The sequence below is a fragment of the Mycobacterium riyadhense genome, from assembly GCF_963853645.1.
In the GTDB taxonomy this organism is placed as follows: domain Bacteria; phylum Actinomycetota; class Actinomycetes; order Mycobacteriales; family Mycobacteriaceae; genus Mycobacterium; species Mycobacterium riyadhense.
The window spans coordinates 2963607-2983009 of record NZ_OY970456.1 but is presented as its reverse complement, the minus strand read 5'-3'; the positions used below and the strand labels follow the sequence as shown (position 1 = coordinate 2983009).

Sequence of the window (19403 nt, the reverse complement as noted above, 5' to 3'; positions counted from 1 at the left end):
GATGCGCTTTTCGAGCAATTGCATACGGATTGGGAGCAGAACGTGGATCTCGCGGCATTGCACCGAACATCGATCCGAACGCCGGCTGCCCGATGAAGGTCAGCCTGTTCCTCGCCGATGCGGCGCAAGCCGACGTCCAGTCAGGAAAGGTCCACACACTTGGGCTCGGCTGGCGGCAATGCCAAACGCCCACTCCCCCTTTTGCTTTGGTGCTCTTCCTCGACATCGACTGGGATGAGACCAACAAGCAGCATAAGTTGACGTGCCAATTGCTAACCACCGATGGAGAATCGGTGGTAGTGCCTGGACCGCAAGGGCCGCAGCCGATCCACTTCGAAGCCGCCGCAGAGGCAGGCAGGCCTCCCGGCGCAATCCACGGTACGTCGGTTCGGATGCCGCTCACCCTCAACATCCCAGGCGGAATCCCCTTGGAGCCAGGAATATACGAGTGGCGGGTGGAAGTGGAAGGCTACGAACAGGCCACGGCGGTCGAAGCATTCGTGGTTTCCAGCATGGGTCTGCCACCGACACCATCCGGGTAAGGCCATCGTCGGATGTGCATCGCAGCAACCATTTTCACTGAGTCGATCGACTTGTGCGGCGCCGTTGCCAGGCTCGCAATAATGCCGGCATGAGCACCCCCGAGCGCGTTACCGTCGACGCAACACCCTATGTCTGGCCGTTCGACGGCGACTTCCAAGCGGAACGAACGGCGCTGATCAACATCGACTGGCAGGTCGACTTCGCTGGCAAGGGCGGCTACATCGACACCATGGGTTACGACCTGCCGCTGACCCGCACTCCCCTGGGGCCAGCACAGACCGTGCTGCGGGCCGCGCGCGAGGTGGGGCTTTTCATCGTGCACACCAGGGAGGGTCATCGGCCTGACCTCAGCGATCTTCCGCCGAACAAGAAGTGGCGATCTGCGCAGATCGGGGCGGAGATCGGATCGCTGGGACCGTGCGGACGCATCCTGATCCGCGGCGAGCCGGGTTGGCAGATCGTTCCGGAGATGGCGCCACTGCCAGGCGAAGCCGTCGTGGACAAGCCGGGCAAGGGCAGCTTTTACGCCACCGATCTCGACCTAATTCTCAAGAACCACGGCGTCACTCACCTGATCCTCACCGGGATCACCACTGATGTGTGCGTCCACACCACGTTGCGTGAGGCCAACGACCGCGGGTACGAGTGCCTCCTGGTGTCCGATTGCACCGGCGCCACTGACTACACGAACTACCTGGCCGCACTGAAGATGATCACCATGCAGGGTGGAGTTTTCGGCGCCCACGCAACTAGCGCCGCGGTTCTCGAGTCGCTTGGGAAGTTACGAGCCAAAGCCGCCACGGATTCCGGCGGCGCCTGAATCCATTGCGCTGCAGTAGCACCGCTACTTGACCGCCAGTTCGAGACGATCCAGGCGGCGCACCAAAATGCTTGGCAACCAATTGCCGACTTCGGCGGCTTCGATCGTCGAAGTGCGATCAAGCAGCAGCCGCAGCACGATCCGGGCCTCCAATCGTGCCAGCGCGGCGCCGACGCAGAAGTGAGCTCCTTTGCCAAAACTGATGTGACCCTTGGCTTCGGTGCGGTCAAGGCGGAACTCGTCGGGCGCCTCGAAGTGGGCCGGATCCCGGTTTGCCGCGCCCCACAACAGCAATAACCGCGCGCCGGCGCGCAACTCCACGTCGCCCAGCGTGGTGTCCACCAGGACGTGCCGATAGTGACCCCGGAACGGCGGCTCGTAGCGCAACGTCTCTTCGATGAATCCCGCAAGCAGGCTGGGATCGTCGCGGACCTCTTGCTGAATATCACGACGGCTTGCCAATATCCATGCCGCGCTGCCCAGCAACGATGCCGTGGACTCCCCGCCCGCGGCGAACAAGATCACCATCATCGCCACAGCGGTGACGCTGTCCACCTCCCCCGAGGCGCAAGCATTGGCAAGTTCGCCCAGCAGATTGTCCCGCGGATGGGCGGCGGCCCGGTCGAATTGCTGGTTGATATAGCCGGCGAGCTCCATGACAGCGACACCCGCCGCTACCAGCTGTTCTTCACTGACCAGCCCTTCGAGTAGTTGGGTGGCAGCGTATCCCCATTTCACCAGTTGGTCGATGTCCGTGGCGGGGACACCGATCAGCTCCGCCACCACCATCATGGGCAGCCGATTCGCCATGGCGCACATCCATTCGATGCGTCCGCCGCGTAGGCCCTCGGCCCACAGCCGGTCCGCGGTATCGGTGGCGAACTGTTCGATGGTGCGAATCCGCTTGGCCGCCAAATGACGTACCAACAGCCTGCGATGCAGGGCATGCGCAGGATCGTCGGCGGTGGCCAGAACCTGGGTCGGTCCGCCGAGCTGGTCCATCTCGAAGGGCTTGACAGTGCCCTCGGCGGTGTAGGTCATGGTGGCGGTGAGGTTCGACGAGAAGTCCTCGGTGCGGCCGATTGCGTCGTTGACCGCGTCCCAACCGCATACGACATAGAAGTCGGAGTCACCAATTCGGTGAACCGGTCCGGCGGCGTGCATCCGCACGTAGAGCGGATACGGATCCTGCAGAGATTCGGGACCGAAAAAGGTGCCGGCATCGGCAAGGGCTGTCACATGGTCAGCGTGATCGGCGAATACCCGCACGTCAACGGCGCCGCGCGAAGTTGAAAATGGCCACTTGACGGCATCGGGTCTGGCCGTCTCAATCCGGATCGGCGGCCTGCATCTATCTCTGAGATAGACAGGTAGATTTATCTCAATATGAGATTGCAGCCACCCTGGTTCTTAGCCGAGGACGTGTGATCAGTGCCGCGTGACGATTGGTTGGTCGGCGGTGATCGCCGCGCGATCGCCGCCGAGCGCATCTATGCCGCCGCCACGGACCTGATCGCGCGCGACGGGCCGAATGCCTTCGATATCGACACGTTGGCCAAGCGCGTCCACTGTTCACGGGCCACCATCTACCGCTACGTCGGAGGAAAAGCCGAAATCCGCGACGCAGTCGTTGCCCGTGCCGCATCACGCATCGTCGAGTCCGTGCGTAAGGCTGTCGAGAGTATGCGCGGGCCGCAGCGCGTTGTCACCGCAATTACCGTGGCGCTCAAGCTGATCCGAGCCGATCCACTCGCACCACTCATGTTCAGCTCGGTCCGCGCCAACGAGATGCTCTGGCTCACCGGATCGCCCCTGCTGGCGGACTTCGCCACCGATCTCGCCGGGCTTTCCGGGCGTGATCCCGAGGCCGCACGTTGGGTGGTACGCGTTGTGCTGTCGCTGATGTACTGGCCCGCCGCCGATGAACGGGCCGAACGCGAGCTGGTACAACGATTCGTCGCGCCAGCCTTCACCGACCAGCGGTGATTACTCGTCGCCGAAGGCTTCGTACAACTCGGGCAGGAAGCTCGCGAGGTGATTCATTTCCTGCGCGCAGTGCACCAACAGATTGCGACCGCTGGCCACCGGATCGCCAAGCATCCGGGACGCGATGGGACGCACCGCTTTTGACGCGACGCCGGGGGCCTTGCGCACGGCGATGTGCGATCCGCCCATCCAGAACCGGGAACGCATTTCGGACCCGCCCGGCGTCGACCGGATGTGGTGGATGAACCATCCAACATCCACCGGGGCATCACCGGCTCCGAGCCGGGCACAGACCGCCACCGCATCGTCACTGTCGGGGGGACAGCCCATCTCCTGGGGCGCGACGAATTGGATCGCGCCGTTCAGCAGCGATGAGCCGATGTACTCGCTGATCAACGACCAGCGGCCGACGTAGCGCTCGGCACCTTTACGGTCGCTGTCGTCCCCGTCTTTCCACGCCGCGGACAGGTGCGCACGCGGATGCCACAGCTTGTAGCGGCGGGTGTCGCAACCGTGCCAGCCGAACCACCATGACCACATCGCCGGGGTAACACCAGGCATGTCGGTGCGTACCGATACTTGGTAGCTGCCGTCGTCGAGAACCCCGTAACCGTTCTCGGTCTGCTGGTACCCTTCGCCGGCGACGCTCGCGGCGTCGTCGTACGCCGATAGGGCCATCCCGCCCTGCGGACCGTGCTGCAGCGCCTCGACGACATGCTGTGGCAGCGGCGCCATTTCAGGCTTGAAGAACTTGCCCCATGGCGTGTTCGCGTCGTCGCCGCGGTAGCCTAGATACAGTTCGCTGGCCATCAGATTCTTCCCATCCAACTGTTGAAGAGACGGTCGGGGTCATACTCGGCGCGCACCCGGTCCAGCCTGGCCATGGCCGCGTCGCTGGCGAACCGCGCCGGACGCTGGCCGAGGTTCTCGTCGGCGAGCTGAATCCCGACGGCCAGGTCGGACATGGCGGCCATGTTGGATCGCGCCCAGTCCGCGTAACGGTCGCTGTCGGCCGGGTCCGTCGCATCATTCCAGGAGCCGTAGAGCGCCAGGTATATGTCGGCTTCGATGCTGTACGCCATATCTTGGCGGGGAGGGCACGGACCCCAGTTCAACCAAAGGAAGTGCGCCGGATGCGGGGGCATCGTGTCCAGGATCGTCCGGATACCCGGCAGCAGGTCCTCGGCCGACGCCGACGTCCACATATTGTCCACCGCGTAGTGGTGGTCGGACAGATAGTGGCTCATCGCGACGTCATACCAGGTAGCCAAATCGGTTGGCATATAAGGGACTTTCACGATCGCCTTTTCCGCGACGGGACAGGTGCCGAACAGGGCGAGGGCCTTCTCGGCGTCCGCGTCGGAGTCGGCGAACGCGGGTGAGGCAAAGGTGATGACGGGGACGTCGATGCCCATATTCGGTTCTCCACGGGAGGCGACGGCCTGCAACTCGACTCGAGGATCGACTTCGGCGCTGACCGCACGGGCCCAGGTAAAGACGTCGTCGGCGAGGTCGAACGGGTAGACATAGACGCTGGTGCCACACGCCGCAGGCCGCGGGTACAGCTTGAGGTAGAACGACGTGACGACGCCGAAAAAGCCCGGACCCGCACCGCGGGCAGCCCAGTAGAGGTCGGCGTGATTGTCTGCGTCGCAATGGATCTGCTCGCCGTCGGCGGTGATCACATCCAGGCCGACGACACTCTCGCAAGCCGGGCCGTAGATCCGGCTGTTCCAGCCGTATCCGCCCTGCAGCAGATATCCGCCGAGACAGACTCCCTTGCAGTGGCCGCCTGGGAAAAACAGGTTCTGCGCCTCCAGGTCGGACATGAGTAAGCTGCCGCCTTTGCCCGGACCGGCGACGGCGAGGCCCTTCTCGGCGTCGATACTGGCGTGATCGAGGCGGCTGACGTCGAGTAGCACGGCCCCGTCGCGAAGGTGGCTGGCCGCGAAGCTGTGCCCTCCCGATACGACGCTGACCTTAAGACCGTGGGCCTTGGCGTAGCGGAGGCCCGCGACGATGTCGTCGGAATCAACGGCCTGGACGATCACCTCGGGATAGCGTTCGGGCACGCGCTGGTGCCACACGGTTCCGGCACGGGCCGCCTCGTACCCGTCATCGCCACGGAAGAAGTGCCGCCCGGCCGGAAGAGCGCTCATTCTGGAACTCCTTTGATCCATATTTCGGTTCTTTTAAGTCCGCGATGCGGCTCACTATAGTGGAATGGTGCCTCGAACGGAACGAAATCCGCCGACCAATCGCGACCAGGGAATCCAGGTGCTGCGACGCGCCGCGGCCGCACTAGACGAAATCGCCGCCGAGCCGGGACGCTTGCGCCTAGTCGACCTCGGTGAGCGCCTGGGGTTGGCCAAGTCGACCACTCGGCGACTGCTGGTCGGCCTGTCCGAGGTCGGGTTGGTCACTGTCGATTCGCACGGCCGGTTCTCGCTTGGTGAGCGGTTATTGGGATTCGGTACCGCCACCGGCGCCCATATCTCGGCGTTATTCCGGCCGACCATCGAGCGCGTAGCCCGCGCAACCGATGGCGAGACGGTTGACCTGTCGATGTTGCGGGGCCAACGCATGCTGTTCATTGACCAGATCGAATCCTCACACCGACTGCGCGCGGTTTCGGCCGTCGGTGTCCGGTTTCCGTTGGACCGGACGGCCAACGGAAAAGCCGCACTCGCAGTCCTGGACGAATCCGATGCCGAGGCGGTACTTTCGCGATTCGACGCTGACGTTGCCGGCAGATTGCGTCGCGAGATCGCCGAGATCCGGTGCACCGGAATCGCTTTCGATCGCGAGGAACACACCACCGGGATCTCCGCGGCTGCAATTGCGGGACGAGCCATGGGCGACAACGTGATTGCGATTTCGGTGCCTACCCCCAGCGAGCGATTTCCGGAGAAAGAGGAGCGGATCATCGCCGCATTGCGGAGTGCCGCCGAGTCGCCGGCCTGGACGCGCTGACGACGGTCAACCGCGACGCTCAGCAGGGGGCCATGGCGGACTCAGCGAAGAGCTCACCCCACTCGCGGCGCGCCGCGGACTGTGCCTCCATGAAGCTGGGAGTTGGTTTTCCAGAATCGTCGGCCAGATGGACCAGTGCCCACGCCATCGCGAACAATGGCACCTTGTGGCGTTGTGCCGCGCCGAACAGTTCTTCAAAGGCTGTCTCGGAGGTGCAGCGTCGAAGGCCAATCAGAATGCCCCGTGCGGTATCGAGAACGCGGCCAGAATGCGGGCCGCACGAGATCTGGGTGGAAACCCAGTTCGCCGTCATGCCGTGGTACCTCCTGTTGAGCCCTAAGCGCCTTCCGGTGCGCCCGGCTCACGACCCTGGTCCCCTATGGCGCCCGTTGCCATGATTTGTGGAACGGCACTGCCAGCGCCATACCACCGCCGCTATCGATATGGGGCTGTAATCGTGTTGGTATACCGGGGAAGCGAATTGAGGGTCGGCGGCGAATCAGCTGCCCAGCACGCGTCTGGTGTAGTCGTTGAGAAAGACCCGGTTGGGATCGAGGCGGTCGCGCACCGCGACGAAGCGGTCCCAGTTCGGATAGCGCTCGCGCAGCGTAGCAGCGGTCTGGTAATGCCGCTTGCCCCAATGCGGCCGTCCCGCATACTCGTCCATGATCTCCTCGACGGCTCGGAAATAGGTTTCGAACTCCATGCCGGTGTATTGGTGAACGGCGATATAGCAGGTGTCGCGCCCGTGCGCGGTCGACAGGAAGGCGTCGTCAGCGGCCGAAAACCGCACCTCGAGCGGGAACATGATCGGCAGCTTGCGACGGCGAACGAGGTCGATCACGCGCTGGACTGCTTCGCGTGCGTGCTCGCGCGGGATCGCGTACTCCATCTCGGTGAACCTGACTTTGCGCTCGGTCGCGTACACCTTGTAGGCACGGTCTGAGACCGTAGCGTCCGACATCAGGCTCGTCACCAGGCGGTTGAGTCTTGGTGCCATGGCCGGGAAACGCCGCCCGGTCTGGCAGATCAGGCTCAGTCCCCCGTTTTCGAAGTCTTCGGTGAGCCGGCGCTTCCACCTCGGTATCGGGGTAGGCTCCTCGTTGCTGCGACGCGTGGTACGCGTCAAAGCCGTTTCTGCGTAAGGAAATACGAAGAACTCGAAATGGTCGTTACCGTCGACGTATTCGTCGAGCCGTTCCAGCGTCTGGCTCAACGCCCGGCGCTCGTCATGGCGATGCAATGTGTATAGCGGGACCGTCTGCACGGTGACCTGCGAGATCACCCCTAATGCACCAAGCGATACCCGCGCGGCGAGGTACTCGTCACCCTCGGACAACGTCATGATGTCACCGGTGGCGGTGACCAGCCGCAGCGAGACGATCCGCGCCGACAGATTCGTAAAGCGTGCGCCCGTCCCGTGGGTGGCGGTCGCGGTGGCGCCGGTGATCGACTGCGCATCGATGTCGCCCTGGTTCTCCAGCCCGAGCCCGTGCGCGGCCAACTGCGGACCGAGCGAATGTAGCTTCGCGCCGCCCTCGATCGTCACCAACCCGGTGGCCCGGTCTGCGTCTGTGACCCGCTGCAGGCCCGACATATCGATCATCACCCCGTCTGTGCACGCACAGTCGGTAAACGAGTGACCTGTGCCGACGGCGCGCACCCGCTCGCCGCGTTCGGCGGCGCGCGCAACCACGTCGACGAGTTCGTCCTCCGACGTGGGGCGCCTGATCGCCGACGGTGTGCAGACCTGCTCCCCCGGCCAGTTGCGCCACACCGTGCTCATCGCGCGAGCTCCCGCACCACCGACTCAGCGACGGTAACTGCATGCGAGACGGTCTCGTAGCAAAGGTTTTCGGGCGTGTCGGACATCTGGTGGTAGTTGGCCACCGACTTATGCCGGTTGATCGACACAAAGCACGCGGTTGGGTAGCCAGCACGGCTCATCAGCACCGCGTCGGTGCTGTTGCGCGACCGGATACCTCGGCGCACGGGCGCATCGGCACGCTCCGCGGCCCGTATGACCAGATCGCGAAACGGCCGATAGAAGTAGTCCTCCATGATCGTGCAGCCCTCGCCCTCGAGCATGATGAGCTCGGGTGAGCCAATGGTGTCGAAGTTCAGGAAGTAGGTGTTCTCCCGATCAAGCTCGGGTTTGTGACGCGCCAAGAACCCGTAGATCCCGCCCTGCAACGTTTCCTCCGCGCCAAGTGACACCAGCAGCACCCGCACGCCCTTCACCGGGCGCTCGCGCAGCCGCTCCGCGAGCGCGACGAGCAGTGCCACCGCGGAGAGATTGTCATTGGCGCCGGGGACAACCGGACTGCGGGCGATGTCGGCGAACAAGGCGGCCGCCAGAGCGCTACCCAGTGTTCCGGCGATCATCATTTTGCGGCTGCCGCGCAGCGCGCCGACGCCGGCGAGGGCCGGCGCAAGGACGGGCCCCCACCAGTTGGGCAGCTGGGTGTCGACGCGCTCAACGATCCCCGGGAAGTGCTCGACGAGAACTTCCTCGATATGGGCCTCGAAAAACTTGCCGCTGTGCGCGGCATCGTGATGGGCGCAGGCGACGACCGTGCGCTCTGCCGTCAGATCGCCAGCCTCGGCTACCACATTCCAGGTTGTTCGGGGCTTTTCCGTTCTCTTGCGCACAACACGCGGCCCGTTGGAGCAGTCGTCGGCGATCGCCAATCCCGCGCCCAACCCCGCCAGCGCGGCGGGAACGCGCAAGCGCCGGCTGACCAGACCTGCGAGGCCGGCCGCCACTCCGATGGCCGATAACTTGAGATGCAGCCGGGGATAACCATCGAAGTACAGCTCCTCCTCGATGCGCGCATTCTGAGCGCCGGCCGCAGCCAGGCGCTCGACGATCCACCTGGCCGCTTCCAGCTCGCCTGGCTCGCCGGCGGGACGTTCGATCGGCGCCAAGGTCTCAACGACCTCGCGCATCGCGGCCAGCTCGGTCGGCAGTGCGGTGATCGCGGTCATGGCAGCTCCTTTTCGGGCGCCTTGGACGGTGTCACCGGGCCGCGCCGCATTTGCCCGGTGAGCATCTTGCCAGCGAAAAGTTCTTTTCGAATGTCTGGATCACAGAAAGGTCCGCCCCTCACCCCGGTAGGTGGGGACGGTGTCGACGATCTGTGCGCCACGCACCAAGTGCAGGCGGTCGAACCGCTCACACAGCTCGCCGGCTTTCGTGTGGCGGAAGTAGACCTTATCGCCCACCTTCAACCGCCGAGCAGCATCACCGTGCAACGGCGTCTGCACCTCGCCCGTGCCCTCCATCGGGTCGAGCTTCAGTCCGCTCGGCAGGTAGGGCGTGGGCATGCGATCCTTGGCGCCGACGCCGCTGGCCAGATAGCCGCCGCCGAGCGCGGTCACCGTCTTCGCGTCGGGCCGGCGACATACCGGAAGCGCGAACATCGCCGCGGGCTGCAACGTGAACGTCGAGTACGAGTCGAAAAGCGTCGGCGCGTAGAACCCTGAGCCGGCGGTCGCCTCCGTCATCGCGGGCTCCTGTGCCACCAGCTGCAGGTCGCCAGTGCCGCCTGCGTTGACGATTTTGATGTCCGCGACTTCCCGGACCAGCTCAACCGCGCGAGCGCGTCGCTCGCGCAACTCCGCGATCGACTGGCGCTGCATCCACCCCACGATGGCGTTTTGCGCGCGTTTGCCGGCGACCTTGTCGCCGAACCCTGCGATGTGGCCCTCGTAGGACATCAGCGCAACCAGCTTCAGCGCCGGTCGCCTCGCGATCTCCACAGCCAGCGCGCGGGCTTGTTCGGGTGTGTGCAGGGGTGAGCGCTTGGGGCCGATTTTCACGCGCCCTCCGGCACGCCAATAGCCCGCGTCGAGGTCAATACACAGTCGGATGGGCCTGGCGGTGGCGCTTTCGATCACGTCCAGGTGCTCGATGCTGTCGACCATCACGATCGGCGCGCCACCGGGATCTTTGGCTGTTAGCTCGCCAAGTTCGCGCAGTGCCGCGCGGTCGCTGGTCGGATAGGCGAGCAACAGGTTGTCGAAGCCATGGCCCGCCAGCCACAAGGTCTCCGGCAGGGTGAATGTCATCAAGCCGTCGAATCTTGCATTGGCATCGAGGATTTCGCGTTGTATCGGCCTGCAGCGCAAGGATTTCGACGCCACCCGGATCGGCTTGTCACCGGCGCGCGCGAGCATCTGCTCGGCATTTCCCCACATTGCGTCAAGGTCTACGAACGCAAAGGGCGCATCGTGGTCGGCGAACGCTTCTTCGTAGCGCTGCAACCGGCCCGCCGCGTCCAGCCTGACCGGCCCGTTGGACCGTTGCTCGCGACCGGCCACGTTTTGCACGCCGTAACCCTACTGAACATGGGTCGCCTCTCATAGGCGCTTTGACGTGTTGGCGCGAGCTGAAGCCGGAGCGAAACCGCATTGTGTGCGGTCTGCCTGTGAAATCGCCCGACGTTGTGCAGATTGCCGTTGCGGTTGGCCTAAGCGTTGGGTTAACCGGCTACGTCCCCGGCGCCCCGTTTTGACCGAACAGCAATCCGCCGGCTCCCCCCGCCCCGCCGACACCCGTACCGGTCCCGTTCCCGCCGTTGCCGCCATTGCCGACGAGCACGGCGCTTCCGCCGTTACCGCCCGCACCATTGCCGCCGGGGGCCCCATTGCCCCCGACACCCCCGTTGCCGATGAGAATGGCGCCCCTGCCGCCGGCACCGCCCGCGCCGATTCCGCCGGTGCCACCGGTTCCGCCGGCCCCGCCGTTGCCGAACAGCAGCGCCGCATTGCCACCAACACCGCCGTTGCCGGCACTGTTAGCCCCGCCCGCGCCGCCGTTTCCGCCGGTGCCGCCGTTGCCGTACACCCAACCGCCATTGCCGCCGTTTCCGCCGGCGGCGTAGAGAGTGCCGCCGGGGCTGGTGGCACCGCCATTGCCGCCGGTGCCGCCGGTGCCGAACAGCAGCCCGGCGCGCCCGCCATTACCGCCGATACCGCCCACCGGTTGCCGGTCGGCCGGAACGAAGGTCGTGCTACCGGTCCCTATGCCACCGCCGTTGCCACCAACTCCGCCGGTACCGATCAGCACGGCGTCGCCGCCGGAGCCGGCAAAACCGCCCGAGCCGGCAAAACCAGTGGTAGCACCCGTGGCGCCGTTGCCACCGGCACCGCCGCTCCCGCCGGCGCCACCATTGCCGTACAGCAGGCCACCTGCGCTGCCCTCGCCGCCCAGACCACCGACACCACCATTGCCGCCCGCCTTGAGCGTCCCGCCCGCTCCGTCGCCACCCACGCCCCCATTGCCACCGGACGCACCGTTGCCGAATAGCCCGAGGGCACCGCCGTTACCGCCAGAGCCGCCATGGCCGCCGAAGCTTTCGGTGTCGATCCCGATGCCGTTGCCGCCGACACCGCCCATGCCGCCAGAGCCCGGGACCCCGTACAGCAGGCCGCCTTGTCCGCCGTTGCCGCCCTGGCCGCCAAAGCCGCCCACGCCCGTGACCGTGCCATCGGTGGTCCCGCCTGCGCCACCGATTCCGCCGGCGCCGCCGAAACCGAGCAGCGCCGCGCCTGCGCCGCCGTTACCGCCGAACCCGCCGACGCCCCCGGCAGGAAGGATGGTTGGCGAGGGACCGGCGGCCGGCGCGGCTCCGCCGGTGCCGCCGTTTCCGCCGGGGCCACCGAAGCCGTAGAACAGGCCCGCGCCGCCCCCATTCCCGCCGGCGCCACCAGTGGTTCCAACACCTCCGGCGAGCGGGGCGGGGCCACCGTTACCGCCGTTCCCGCCCGCTCCGCCATTGCCCCACAGCCATCCGCCGTTGCCTCCGGTGCCCCCGCTGAATCCGTTGACGCCGACGGTCGTGGTATTTCCGGCGGCTCCGCCGGCACCGCCGTTGCCCCACAATCCGGCATTGCCGCCGTTGCCGCCGCCCTGGTTGGGTCCTCCGGAGCCACCGTTACCGCCATTGCCGTACAGGATCCCGCCGTCACCCCCGTTGGCACCGGTCCCGGGCGCGCCGTCGGCGCCGTTGCCGATCAGCGGACGGTTGAACAGCGCTTGGGTGGGCGCGTTGATCAGGTTGAGCAGGTCTTGTGGCAGCGACTGCGCCGAAGCATTGACCGCCTCAGCGACTGCATATGAGTTCGCGCCCGCGGTGAGGGATTGCACAAACTGTTGATGAAACAGTGCCGCCTGGACGCTCAGCGACTGATATGCCTGAGCATGCGCGCCGAACAGCGCCGCGATCGCGGCCGATACCTCGTCGGCGCCCGCCGCGACCAGAGACAACGTCGGGGCGGCCGCGGCGGCGTTGGCCGCGCTGATCGATGAACCCACGTTGGCCAAATCCGTTGCCGCGGCCGCCAGAAACTCCGGCGTCGCGATGAGATACGACATGAGGGACCTCCCGCCACCCGCTGCTCCGGGCAATGCCCGGCCACCATCGAACCCTGGCGCAAAGAGTATCGCGATCAACCGGTTATGCCGCGCATTTCCGTTGTCGTCGTGCCTGATTTCGGTTGCGCGCCAATTGCCGGGACATTGCCGCGTGATCAGCATCGGTGGCTAAACGATTGGCGATAGCCAACATTCGGCCGAGGACTGTCACAGTATGGCTTTGAGCTCCTTCGCTCGCGCGATATCGTCCCAATCCATGTCGAGCTCGAGCAGTATTTCCTCGGTGTGCTGTCCATGTTCGGGAGCACGCGCGGGATCCGGCGGTGTTTCGTTGAATTGGACGGGCGCAGCCACGATCCGGTAGTGCTGGCCATGGGCGTCGACATTGGTCACCACATAGCCGTTGGGTTCGACTTGCCGGTCGTTGAGGGTTTCCCGCGGGGTGGCCAGCGCGGCCCACACGCCCGGTTCGTCTTCGAGTACTTTCTGCCAGTGCGCCAGATCATGGCTGGCAAACGCTTTCGCGAAGATCGCGGTTGCTGCGCCCGCGTTGGCGATGAGGTTGCTCGACGGCACGAATCGCTCATCGGTGGCCAACTCCGCAAGACCCATGCGCTCGCAAAAGCCCGCCCAGAACTTGTCTGGCTGCAGAAAAACCAATTGAATCCACCTGCCGTCCCTTGTCTGATAGCGGTTGACGAGTGGATTTATGGTCAACCCCGGCGGCGCCCCCGGGATGCCGTCGATATCGAAGAAATCGGCCGCAGATATTGACGGAGCGATGGCCCACATAGCCTGGGCCAGCAGCGAGGAATCGACGATGCTCGGTTCCCCGGTCCGCTCGCGATGGAACAACGCGGCGCACACCCCGCCGGCCAGCGTTGCTCCGCCCTGCAGGTCGCCGAATCCGGGGCCCTGGACTGCGGGGGTTTCGGTGCCAAACGGTGTGAGCGTGTACGCCACGCCGCCACGCGCCAGGTAGGTGGCGGCATCGAAACCGCCGCGATTGCGATCGGGTCCGCGCACTCCCAGCCCCGTGCCCCTCGCGATGATGATCTTGGGGTTGAAAGCGCGGATGTCTTCGACGGTCAGTCTGGCTCGCTCCAGCGCGCCGGGCAGCCAGTTTGTCAGAAATACATCCGCAGAAGCCAGCAGCCGGCCAAACAATTCCCGACCCATGTCGGATTTGATGTCGATCCCAATACTGCGCTTACCGCGGTTACCCAACTCGAGGATGAAGTCGGCGTCAACACGGGCCGCCTCGCGGGTGAAGCCGCCAACGACCAACGCCCGACCAGGATCGCCGGAGGCAACGCCTTCGACCTTGATAACGTCGGCGCCCCAATCCGACAGTGCGGCACCGGCCGACGGTACATACGTCCATGACGCCAACTCGACCACCCGAACGCCGCTGAGCACCGCTGACATCGCTATCCCCTCGGTCGTCGGCGCATTTCTTGCTATTTTAGATATTCTAGCTACTGTTGGAGATATCGATACCCCGGCTGCAGCCACGCGCAGTGCTTTCGATGAGATGCGATGGAGCCGACCATGGGTCCAATCCCGATCCCGGATGCGGCGCACTCCTGCGAACGGCTTTGTCCGCCAGGGTGGCTCGTCGGTGTCGACACCGGTGGAGCCGGCTACGCTTTCGCGAAAACCGCTGCCGCACATTATATTAACGACTTCGCCCGGGCACTGGCACCGTTCTCCATCCGAATGGACGCGGTGCACCCGACCAACGCCAACACCGACATGCTGCACAGTGCGCCGATGTACCGCGCCTTTCGGCCGGACCTGGCAAACCCCACTCGCGAGGATGCCGAACCGGTCTTCCCGTTGGTCCAGGCCCGGATAAGGGGGGCCGATCCGCTATGTCGAACCCGAGGACATCAGCGAGGCGGTGCTGTTTCTCACCTCCGACGCGGCGCGCTGCATCACCGGCCCGCAGCCGCGGGTGGATGGGGGCGGCTTCCTCAAAGTGAAGCCATGCTCAGGCACGTAAGCGATTGGCACACAACGTGACACGCGAAGGAGCACCGTGAGCGACGATCAGTCCGCACCCGAGGTTCAGCGCCGGCTTTACGCGTTGATGGTGCTGATGAAAGCGGCCGACGACCGGTTGTCCAAGGGCATTGGGACCGGGGAATTCATGTGCGTGTACTGGCCGTCCCGCGGCCAGGAAGCCATCGCCGCCGCGATGGGTGCAACGCTGCGGCCCGACGACCAGCTGGTCACGACCTACCGCGGGTTGCACGATCTCATCGGCAAGGGCGTCCCGCTCGAGGAGATCTACGGCGAGATGATGGGCCGCACCGTCGGCGCCAGCCGCGGCAAGGGCGGCACCATGCACATCGCCAACCCCGACACGGGGGTGATGCTGTCCACCGGGATCGTCGGCGCCGGACCGCCCGTCGCGGTCGGACTGGCCATGGCGGCCAAGCGCAAGGGCATCGACCGCGTCACCGTAGTCAGCTTCGGCGACGGCGCCACCAATACCGGCTCGTTCCACGAGGCGGCCAACATGGCCGCTCTCTGGGATCTGCCCCTGGTCTTCGTCTGCCAGAACAACCAGTACGCGGAGATGACGCCGACCGCGGACACGATGAAGCTCGAACATGTTGCCGACCGCGCCGCCGGGTACGGAATCCCGGGTGTTCGCGTCGACGGCAATGATCCATTGGCGGTGACGGCGGCGCTCGAGGAGGCGCTGGATAGAGCGCGTGCTGGTGGCGGTCCGACGTTCATCGAGTGCGTGACGTTCCGATTCCGCGGCCACTACTTCGGTGACCGGATGGCCTATATCCCCAAGGATCAGCTGGCCGCGGCCACGGCCGCGGATCCGGTGCCACGGTTCCGCAACCACCTCACGGAAAACGATATCTGCACCGAGGACGAACTCGACCGCATCGACAACGACGCCGCGACAACGGTGGAAACGGCGTTGCGCACGGTTATGGCCGCTGGTTCGCCTTCGATCGATGAACTCGACCGCGACGTCTATGCGATCCCAATCAGATATCCGGTGTAAGGCACATGGCTGAACACGAGATGACGATGCGCGAGGCGCTGAATCTCGCGCTGGATCAGGCGTTGGGATCCGACGATAGGGTCTTCTTGCTTGGCGAGGACATCGCCGATCCTGGCGCCTCCGGGCCTACTGCGGGATTGTCGACCAAGTATGGCCACGATCGGGTCGTCGATACACCGATCTCGGAGGCCGCAATCGTCGGCGCAGCGATCGGCGCCGCGATCGACGGGCTACTACCGGTGGCCGAGATAATGATCATGGATTTCATCGGCATCGCGGCCGACCAATTGATCAATAACGCCGCCAAGCTGCGATTCATGACCGGCGGGCGGACCAGTGCCCCAATCACCATCCGCACTCAGGTGTACGCCGGCTTGGCCACTGGAGCGACACATTCGCAGACCCTCGAGGCGTGGTTCATGCACATCCCCGGGATGAAGGTGATCGTGCCGTCCACCCCCCGCGACGGCAAAGGCCTACTGACCACAGCGATCTTCGACGAAGACCCTTGCCTGTTTGTCGAGACGATCCGCCTGCACAGCAAGAAGGGACCCGTCCCCGTCGACCCCGGTTTCGCAATTCCCCTGGGCCAGGCCGATATCAAGCGGCCCGGCACCGACGTGAGCCTGATCAGCTACGGACGAAGTGTGCACGATGCGCTCGCGGCCGCGGCTACGTTGCAGGAGCGGGCGTCAGCGCCGAGGTCGTCGATCTGCGCACCCTGGTGCCTCTTGACGTCGATGCCATTATCGAATCCGCCCGCCACACTGGACGAGTCGTGATCGCCCACGACGCGGTGCAATTTGCCGGGCCGGGAGCCGAGATCGCCGCGATCGTGCAATCCGAACTGTTCGGCGAACTGGCCGCACCCGTCGAGCGCGTCGGCGCCAGGTTCGTTCCCAGCCCGGCCGCTGCCGAGCTAGAACACCAGGTGTACCCCTCGCCGGCACGCATCGTCACGGCCGCGCTTCGAACGCTCGATAAGGCCCAAGTCCATGGCTGACTTCATTATTCGCATTCCGCGGGTATCAGTGGCCATCTCGGAAGCCGAGCTCACCGAGCTTCTCGTCGACACCGGCCAGCATGTCGAGGAGGGCACCCCAATCTATGTCATCGCCACCGAGAAAGTGGAGCAGGAAATCGAAGCAGGTATGTCGGGCACAGTGCAATGGACCGGCCAGGTTGGAACCACCTACGACATCGGCGCCGAAATCGGCGTCATCACTTCATAGCGAAAGGTAAGAGACGTATGGATCTCAACGAGACCCGCGAAAGAATCATCTTCGAAAAGGAAGGTCCTATCGCCCGCGTTACGCTCAACTGGCCGGAGAAGGCGAACGCCCAAGACCAGAAGCTGGCCGAGGAAGTGGACGCCGCATTGCTTGACGCGGACCGCGATTACGACATCAAGGTGCTGATCCTCAAAGCAAACGGCAAAGGCTTCTGTTCGGGTCACGCGATTGGCAACAATGCGGTCGACTACCCGGAGTTCGTCGAGGGCGCCAAGGTCATGGGCACCCCGTGGAAGCCGCAGACCGACCTCTTCGTCAAACCGATCCTGAACCTCTGGGAGTTCTCCAAGCCGACCATCGCGGCCGTGCACGGCTATTGTGTCGGCGGGGGCACCCACTACGGGCTGACCACCGACATCGTCATCGCCGCCGAGGACGCCTACTTTTCCTACCCGCCGCTGCAGGGCTTCGGCATGCCGTCGGGCGAATGTTCGATCGAACCTTGGGTTTTCATGAACTGGCGCCGCGCGGCCTACTACCTGTACCTGGCTGAGGTCATCGACGCCAAGAAGGCGCTGGAGGTCGGTCTGGTCAACGAGGTCGTTGCGCGCGACCAACTGGAGGCGCGTGCCGACGCCATCGCACGCCACATCGCCCAAGCACCGCTGACCACGCTGCTGGCGACCAAGGCCAACCTGAAACGAGCTTGGGAACTGATGGGCATGCGGGTGCACTGGCAAAGCTCCAACGACCTCGTCGCGCTCGCATCGATCAGCAAGGACGTGCAGCAGCTGATACAGCAGGTGTTCAAGGACAAGGTGCTGCCGTCCGAGCAAGCCCGGCGCCAGGCCGCGGCTGCCGCATCGACCGATGGCGCGACACCCACGAGTTAGGTCTTTCGTGAATATCGCCGATTACGCGATCACCGCCGCGCAGTCACCGGCGTTGATACTGGCCGACGGCGGCGAGGTCAGCTACGGCGAGCTGTATACGCGCAGCCTTCGGGTCGCCGCCATGCTGCATGAGGTTGGGCTGTGCCGCGGCGACGGCATTGCCATGGTCCTGCCCAATCGCGCCGAGTTCTTCGAAATCACCTGGGGTTGCCAGCTTTCCGGCCTCTACTACACCCCGGTCAACACACATTTCACTCCCGACGAAGTCGCCTATGTGATCGACGACTCCGACGCAAAAGCCGTGTTTGTCGACGCGTCAATGGCCGATCTCGCCGCGCATCTCCGCAACGTCAATGCGGCGGTCAGTGTTCACATCGCGGTGGGCGACAGCCTGCCCGGCTGGCGCTCGTACGCGGATGCCCTTGCGGCGGCGGACGATCCGCCGCCGTTGTCCGATGGGTCGGAGATGCTCTACTCGTCGGGCACCACCGGACGCCCCAAGGCGGTCCGTCGCCCACTACCCGTCGACGGCAACGGGTCGTGGGCTCAAGCGGTGCTCGAGATGGCGCTGAGTCACCGCTACGGGATGGATCAGTCGACTGTGTACCTATCCCCGGCGCCGTTGTATCACGCCGCGGGGATCAACTACACGATGGCGGTGCACCGCGTCGGCGCGGCCGCGATCCTGATGCCCAAATTCGACGCCGAGACCGCGCTGAGGTTGATCGAGACCCACGGCGTCACGCACGCACAGTTCGTGCCGACGATGTTCGTGCGAATGCTCAAGCTGCCCGAGCCGGTGCGCGACCGTTACGACATCTCGAGTCTGCGGTGCGTAATCCACGCTGCCGCACCGTGCCCGGTGGATGTCAAGCACCGGATGATGGAGTGGTTTGGGCCCATAATTCACGAATATTACGGTGGCACCGAGGGATTCGCAGGCACAACGATAGGCCCCCAGGAGTGGCTGGCGCACCCAGGCTCCGTCGGCAAGCCATTCAGCCCGGTCCACGTACTTGGCGACGACGGGGTCGAGCTTCCGGCCGGCCAGACCGGCGAGCTGTTCTTTGAAGGCGGTCCCGCTTTCGAGTACTTCAAGGATCCGGTCAAGACCGCTTCGGTGTCCAACGACCGCGGCTGGCGATCACTAGGCGACATGGGCTATCTCGATGAGGATGGGTACCTCTACCTCACTGATCGGTCGACGTTCATGATCGTCTCCGGCGGGGTTCAACATCTATCCTCAAGAGGTCGAGAACCTCCTGGTGATGCACCCGAAACTCGTTGACGCGGCGGTGTTCGGGGTACCGAACGACGAGTTCGGCGAGGAGGTCAAGGCGGTCGTCCAGCCGGTAACGGGAGTCAGCCCGGGGCCTGACCTCGAGGCCGAGCTTATCGACTACTGCCGCACTCATCTCGCCGGCTACAAGTGCCCGCGCACAGTCGAATTCGACCCTGACCTACCTCGCGACCCCAATGGCAAGCTGTATAAGAGGCGCATCCGCGAACGATATTGGCAGGGACGAATGACGCGGATCGTGTGAAC

At 64.8% G+C, this 19403-nt stretch carries 16 protein-coding genes and 3 pseudogenes; 10 read left to right on the top strand and 9 right to left on the bottom strand.

Going from position 1 to position 19403, the window contains the following annotated elements; genetic code table 11:
• The first annotated feature begins 92 nt into the window (after positions 1–92).
• Entirely contained in the window at positions 93–542 is a 450-nt protein-coding gene (locus AADZ78_RS13360; protein WP_085249310.1) for a DUF6941 family protein, read from the top strand.
• A gap of 89 nt (positions 543–631) precedes the next feature.
• Positions 632–1363, top strand: coding sequence for a cysteine hydrolase family protein (locus AADZ78_RS13355; RefSeq protein WP_085249309.1), 732 nt, complete (start codon positions 632–634; stop codon positions 1361–1363).
• A gap of 24 nt (positions 1364–1387) precedes the next feature.
• Here the strand turns inward: AADZ78_RS13355 and AADZ78_RS13350 are convergent, their stop codons facing one another.
• Positions 1388–2602: a cytochrome P450 gene (locus tag AADZ78_RS13350; protein WP_139828543.1), complete on the bottom strand. Its 1215-nt coding sequence runs from the start codon at positions 2600–2602 to the stop codon at positions 1388–1390.
• 192 nt (positions 2603–2794) lie between these two features.
• On the opposite strand from AADZ78_RS13350, the gene AADZ78_RS13345 reads away from it, so the two are divergent.
• Complete coding sequence (locus AADZ78_RS13345) at positions 2795–3349, top strand: TetR/AcrR family transcriptional regulator (protein ID WP_085249308.1); 555 nt, start codon at positions 2795–2797, stop codon at positions 3347–3349.
• Here the strand turns inward: AADZ78_RS13345 and AADZ78_RS13340 are convergent, their stop codons facing one another.
• The gene (locus tag AADZ78_RS13340; protein WP_085249307.1) at positions 3350–4159 is read right to left on the bottom strand and encodes a DAPG hydrolase family protein; all 810 of its coding nucleotides are present in this window, start codon (positions 4157–4159) and stop codon (positions 3350–3352) included.
• Positions 4159–5508: an FAD-binding oxidoreductase gene (locus AADZ78_RS13335; protein WP_085249306.1), complete on the bottom strand. Its 1350-nt coding sequence runs from the start codon at positions 5506–5508 to the stop codon at positions 4159–4161. Before AADZ78_RS13335 ends, AADZ78_RS13340 begins: the two co-directional genes overlap by 1 nt.
• A gap of 64 nt (positions 5509–5572) precedes the next feature.
• Between AADZ78_RS13335 and AADZ78_RS13330 the strand changes: the two genes are divergently transcribed.
• The gene (locus AADZ78_RS13330) at positions 5573–6322 is read left to right on the top strand and encodes an IclR family transcriptional regulator (RefSeq protein ID WP_139828542.1); all 750 of its coding nucleotides are present in this window, start codon (positions 5573–5575) and stop codon (positions 6320–6322) included.
• Between the two features lie 19 nt (positions 6323–6341).
• Here AADZ78_RS13330 and AADZ78_RS13325 read toward each other — a convergent pair whose 3' ends face one another.
• The 6 genes from AADZ78_RS13325 to AADZ78_RS13300 form a co-directional block, all read right to left on the bottom strand.
• Positions 6342–6635 carry an ANTAR domain-containing protein gene (locus AADZ78_RS13325; protein ID WP_085249305.1) on the bottom strand — a complete coding sequence of 98 codons (294 nt, stop codon included), beginning with the start codon at positions 6633–6635 and terminating at the stop codon, positions 6342–6344.
• A 186-nt stretch (positions 6636–6821) separates the two neighbouring features.
• Positions 6822–8108: a D-arabinono-1,4-lactone oxidase gene (locus tag AADZ78_RS13320; RefSeq protein ID WP_085249304.1), complete on the bottom strand. Its 1287-nt coding sequence runs from the start codon at positions 8106–8108 to the stop codon at positions 6822–6824.
• The gene (locus AADZ78_RS13315; protein WP_085249303.1) at positions 8105–9310 is read right to left on the bottom strand and encodes a M28 family metallopeptidase; all 1206 of its coding nucleotides are present in this window, start codon (positions 9308–9310) and stop codon (positions 8105–8107) included. The genes AADZ78_RS13320 and AADZ78_RS13315 overlap by 4 nt, the downstream gene beginning before the upstream one ends.
• 99 nt (positions 9311–9409) lie before the next feature.
• Complete coding sequence (locus AADZ78_RS13310; RefSeq protein ID WP_204800748.1) at positions 9410–10654, bottom strand: amino acid deaminase/aldolase; 1245 nt, start codon at positions 10652–10654, stop codon at positions 9410–9412.
• Positions 10655–10814: 160 nt separating this feature from the next.
• Positions 10815–12701: a PE family protein gene (locus AADZ78_RS13305; RefSeq protein ID WP_085253293.1), complete on the bottom strand. Its 1887-nt coding sequence runs from the start codon at positions 12699–12701 to the stop codon at positions 10815–10817.
• A gap of 207 nt (positions 12702–12908) precedes the next feature.
• A complete protein-coding gene (locus AADZ78_RS13300; RefSeq protein ID WP_085253264.1) occupies positions 12909–14129 on the bottom strand; it encodes a CaiB/BaiF CoA transferase family protein in 1221 nt (406 codons plus the stop codon).
• 204 nt (positions 14130–14333) lie between these two features.
• On the opposite strand from AADZ78_RS13300, the pseudogene AADZ78_RS13295 reads away from it, so the two are divergent.
• The 6 genes and pseudogenes from AADZ78_RS13295 to AADZ78_RS13270 form a co-directional block, all read left to right on the top strand.
• Positions 14334–14706 (top strand): annotated as a pseudogene (locus AADZ78_RS13295) (SDR family oxidoreductase); the annotation flags it as partial.
• Positions 14707–14793: 87 nt separating this feature from the next.
• A complete protein-coding gene (locus tag AADZ78_RS13290; RefSeq protein WP_085253294.1) occupies positions 14794–15732 on the top strand; it encodes a thiamine pyrophosphate-dependent dehydrogenase E1 component subunit alpha in 939 nt (312 codons plus the stop codon).
• Positions 15733–15737: 5 nt separating this feature from the next.
• Positions 15738–16735: pseudogene (locus AADZ78_RS13285) on the top strand (alpha-ketoacid dehydrogenase subunit beta).
• Positions 16728–16964: a biotin/lipoyl-containing protein gene (locus tag AADZ78_RS13280; protein ID WP_085253265.1), complete on the top strand. Its 237-nt coding sequence runs from the start codon at positions 16728–16730 to the stop codon at positions 16962–16964. The pseudogene AADZ78_RS13285 and the gene AADZ78_RS13280 overlap by 8 nt, the downstream one beginning before the upstream one ends.
• Positions 16965–16981: 17 nt before the next feature.
• On the top strand, positions 16982–17857 hold the full coding sequence (locus AADZ78_RS13275; protein WP_085253266.1) for an enoyl-CoA hydratase/isomerase family protein: 876 nt from the start codon (positions 16982–16984) through the stop codon (positions 17855–17857).
• Between the two features lie 7 nt (positions 17858–17864).
• Positions 17865–19401, top strand: a pseudogene (locus AADZ78_RS13270) (acyl-CoA synthetase).
• Positions 19402–19403: the final 2 nt, after the last annotated feature.

Excerpts from the sequence above, each read along its gene's own strand:
- AADZ78_RS13360 (WP_085249310.1), top strand. The coding sequence starts at position 93 with ATGAAGGTCAGCCTGTTCCTCGCCGATGCGGCGCAAGCCGACGTCCAG.
- AADZ78_RS13355 (WP_085249309.1), top strand. The coding sequence starts at position 632 with ATGAGCACCCCCGAGCGCGTTACCGTCGACGCAACACCCTATGTCTGG.
- AADZ78_RS13340 (WP_085249307.1), bottom strand. The coding sequence starts at position 4,159 with ATGGCCAGCGAACTGTATCTAGGCTACCGCGGCGACGACGCGAACACG.
- AADZ78_RS13335 (WP_085249306.1), bottom strand. The coding sequence starts at position 5,508 with ATGAGCGCTCTTCCGGCCGGGCGGCACTTCTTCCGTGGCGATGACGGG.
- AADZ78_RS13330 (WP_139828542.1), top strand. The coding sequence starts at position 5,573 with ATGGTGCCTCGAACGGAACGAAATCCGCCGACCAATCGCGACCAGGGA.
- AADZ78_RS13325 (WP_085249305.1), bottom strand. The coding sequence starts at position 6,635 with ATGACGGCGAACTGGGTTTCCACCCAGATCTCGTGCGGCCCGCATTCT.
- AADZ78_RS13320 (WP_085249304.1), bottom strand. The coding sequence starts at position 8,108 with ATGAGCACGGTGTGGCGCAACTGGCCGGGGGAGCAGGTCTGCACACCG.
- AADZ78_RS13315 (WP_085249303.1), bottom strand. The coding sequence starts at position 9,310 with ATGACCGCGATCACCGCACTGCCGACCGAGCTGGCCGCGATGCGCGAG.
- AADZ78_RS13305 (WP_085253293.1), bottom strand. The coding sequence starts at position 12,701 with ATGTCGTATCTCATCGCGACGCCGGAGTTTCTGGCGGCCGCGGCAACG.
- AADZ78_RS13300 (WP_085253264.1), bottom strand. The coding sequence starts at position 14,129 with ATGTCAGCGGTGCTCAGCGGCGTTCGGGTGGTCGAGTTGGCGTCATGG.
- AADZ78_RS13290 (WP_085253294.1), top strand. The coding sequence starts at position 14,794 with ATGGTGCTGATGAAAGCGGCCGACGACCGGTTGTCCAAGGGCATTGGG.
- AADZ78_RS13280 (WP_085253265.1), top strand. The coding sequence starts at position 16,728 with ATGGCTGACTTCATTATTCGCATTCCGCGGGTATCAGTGGCCATCTCG.
- AADZ78_RS13275 (WP_085253266.1), top strand. The coding sequence starts at position 16,982 with ATGGATCTCAACGAGACCCGCGAAAGAATCATCTTCGAAAAGGAAGGT.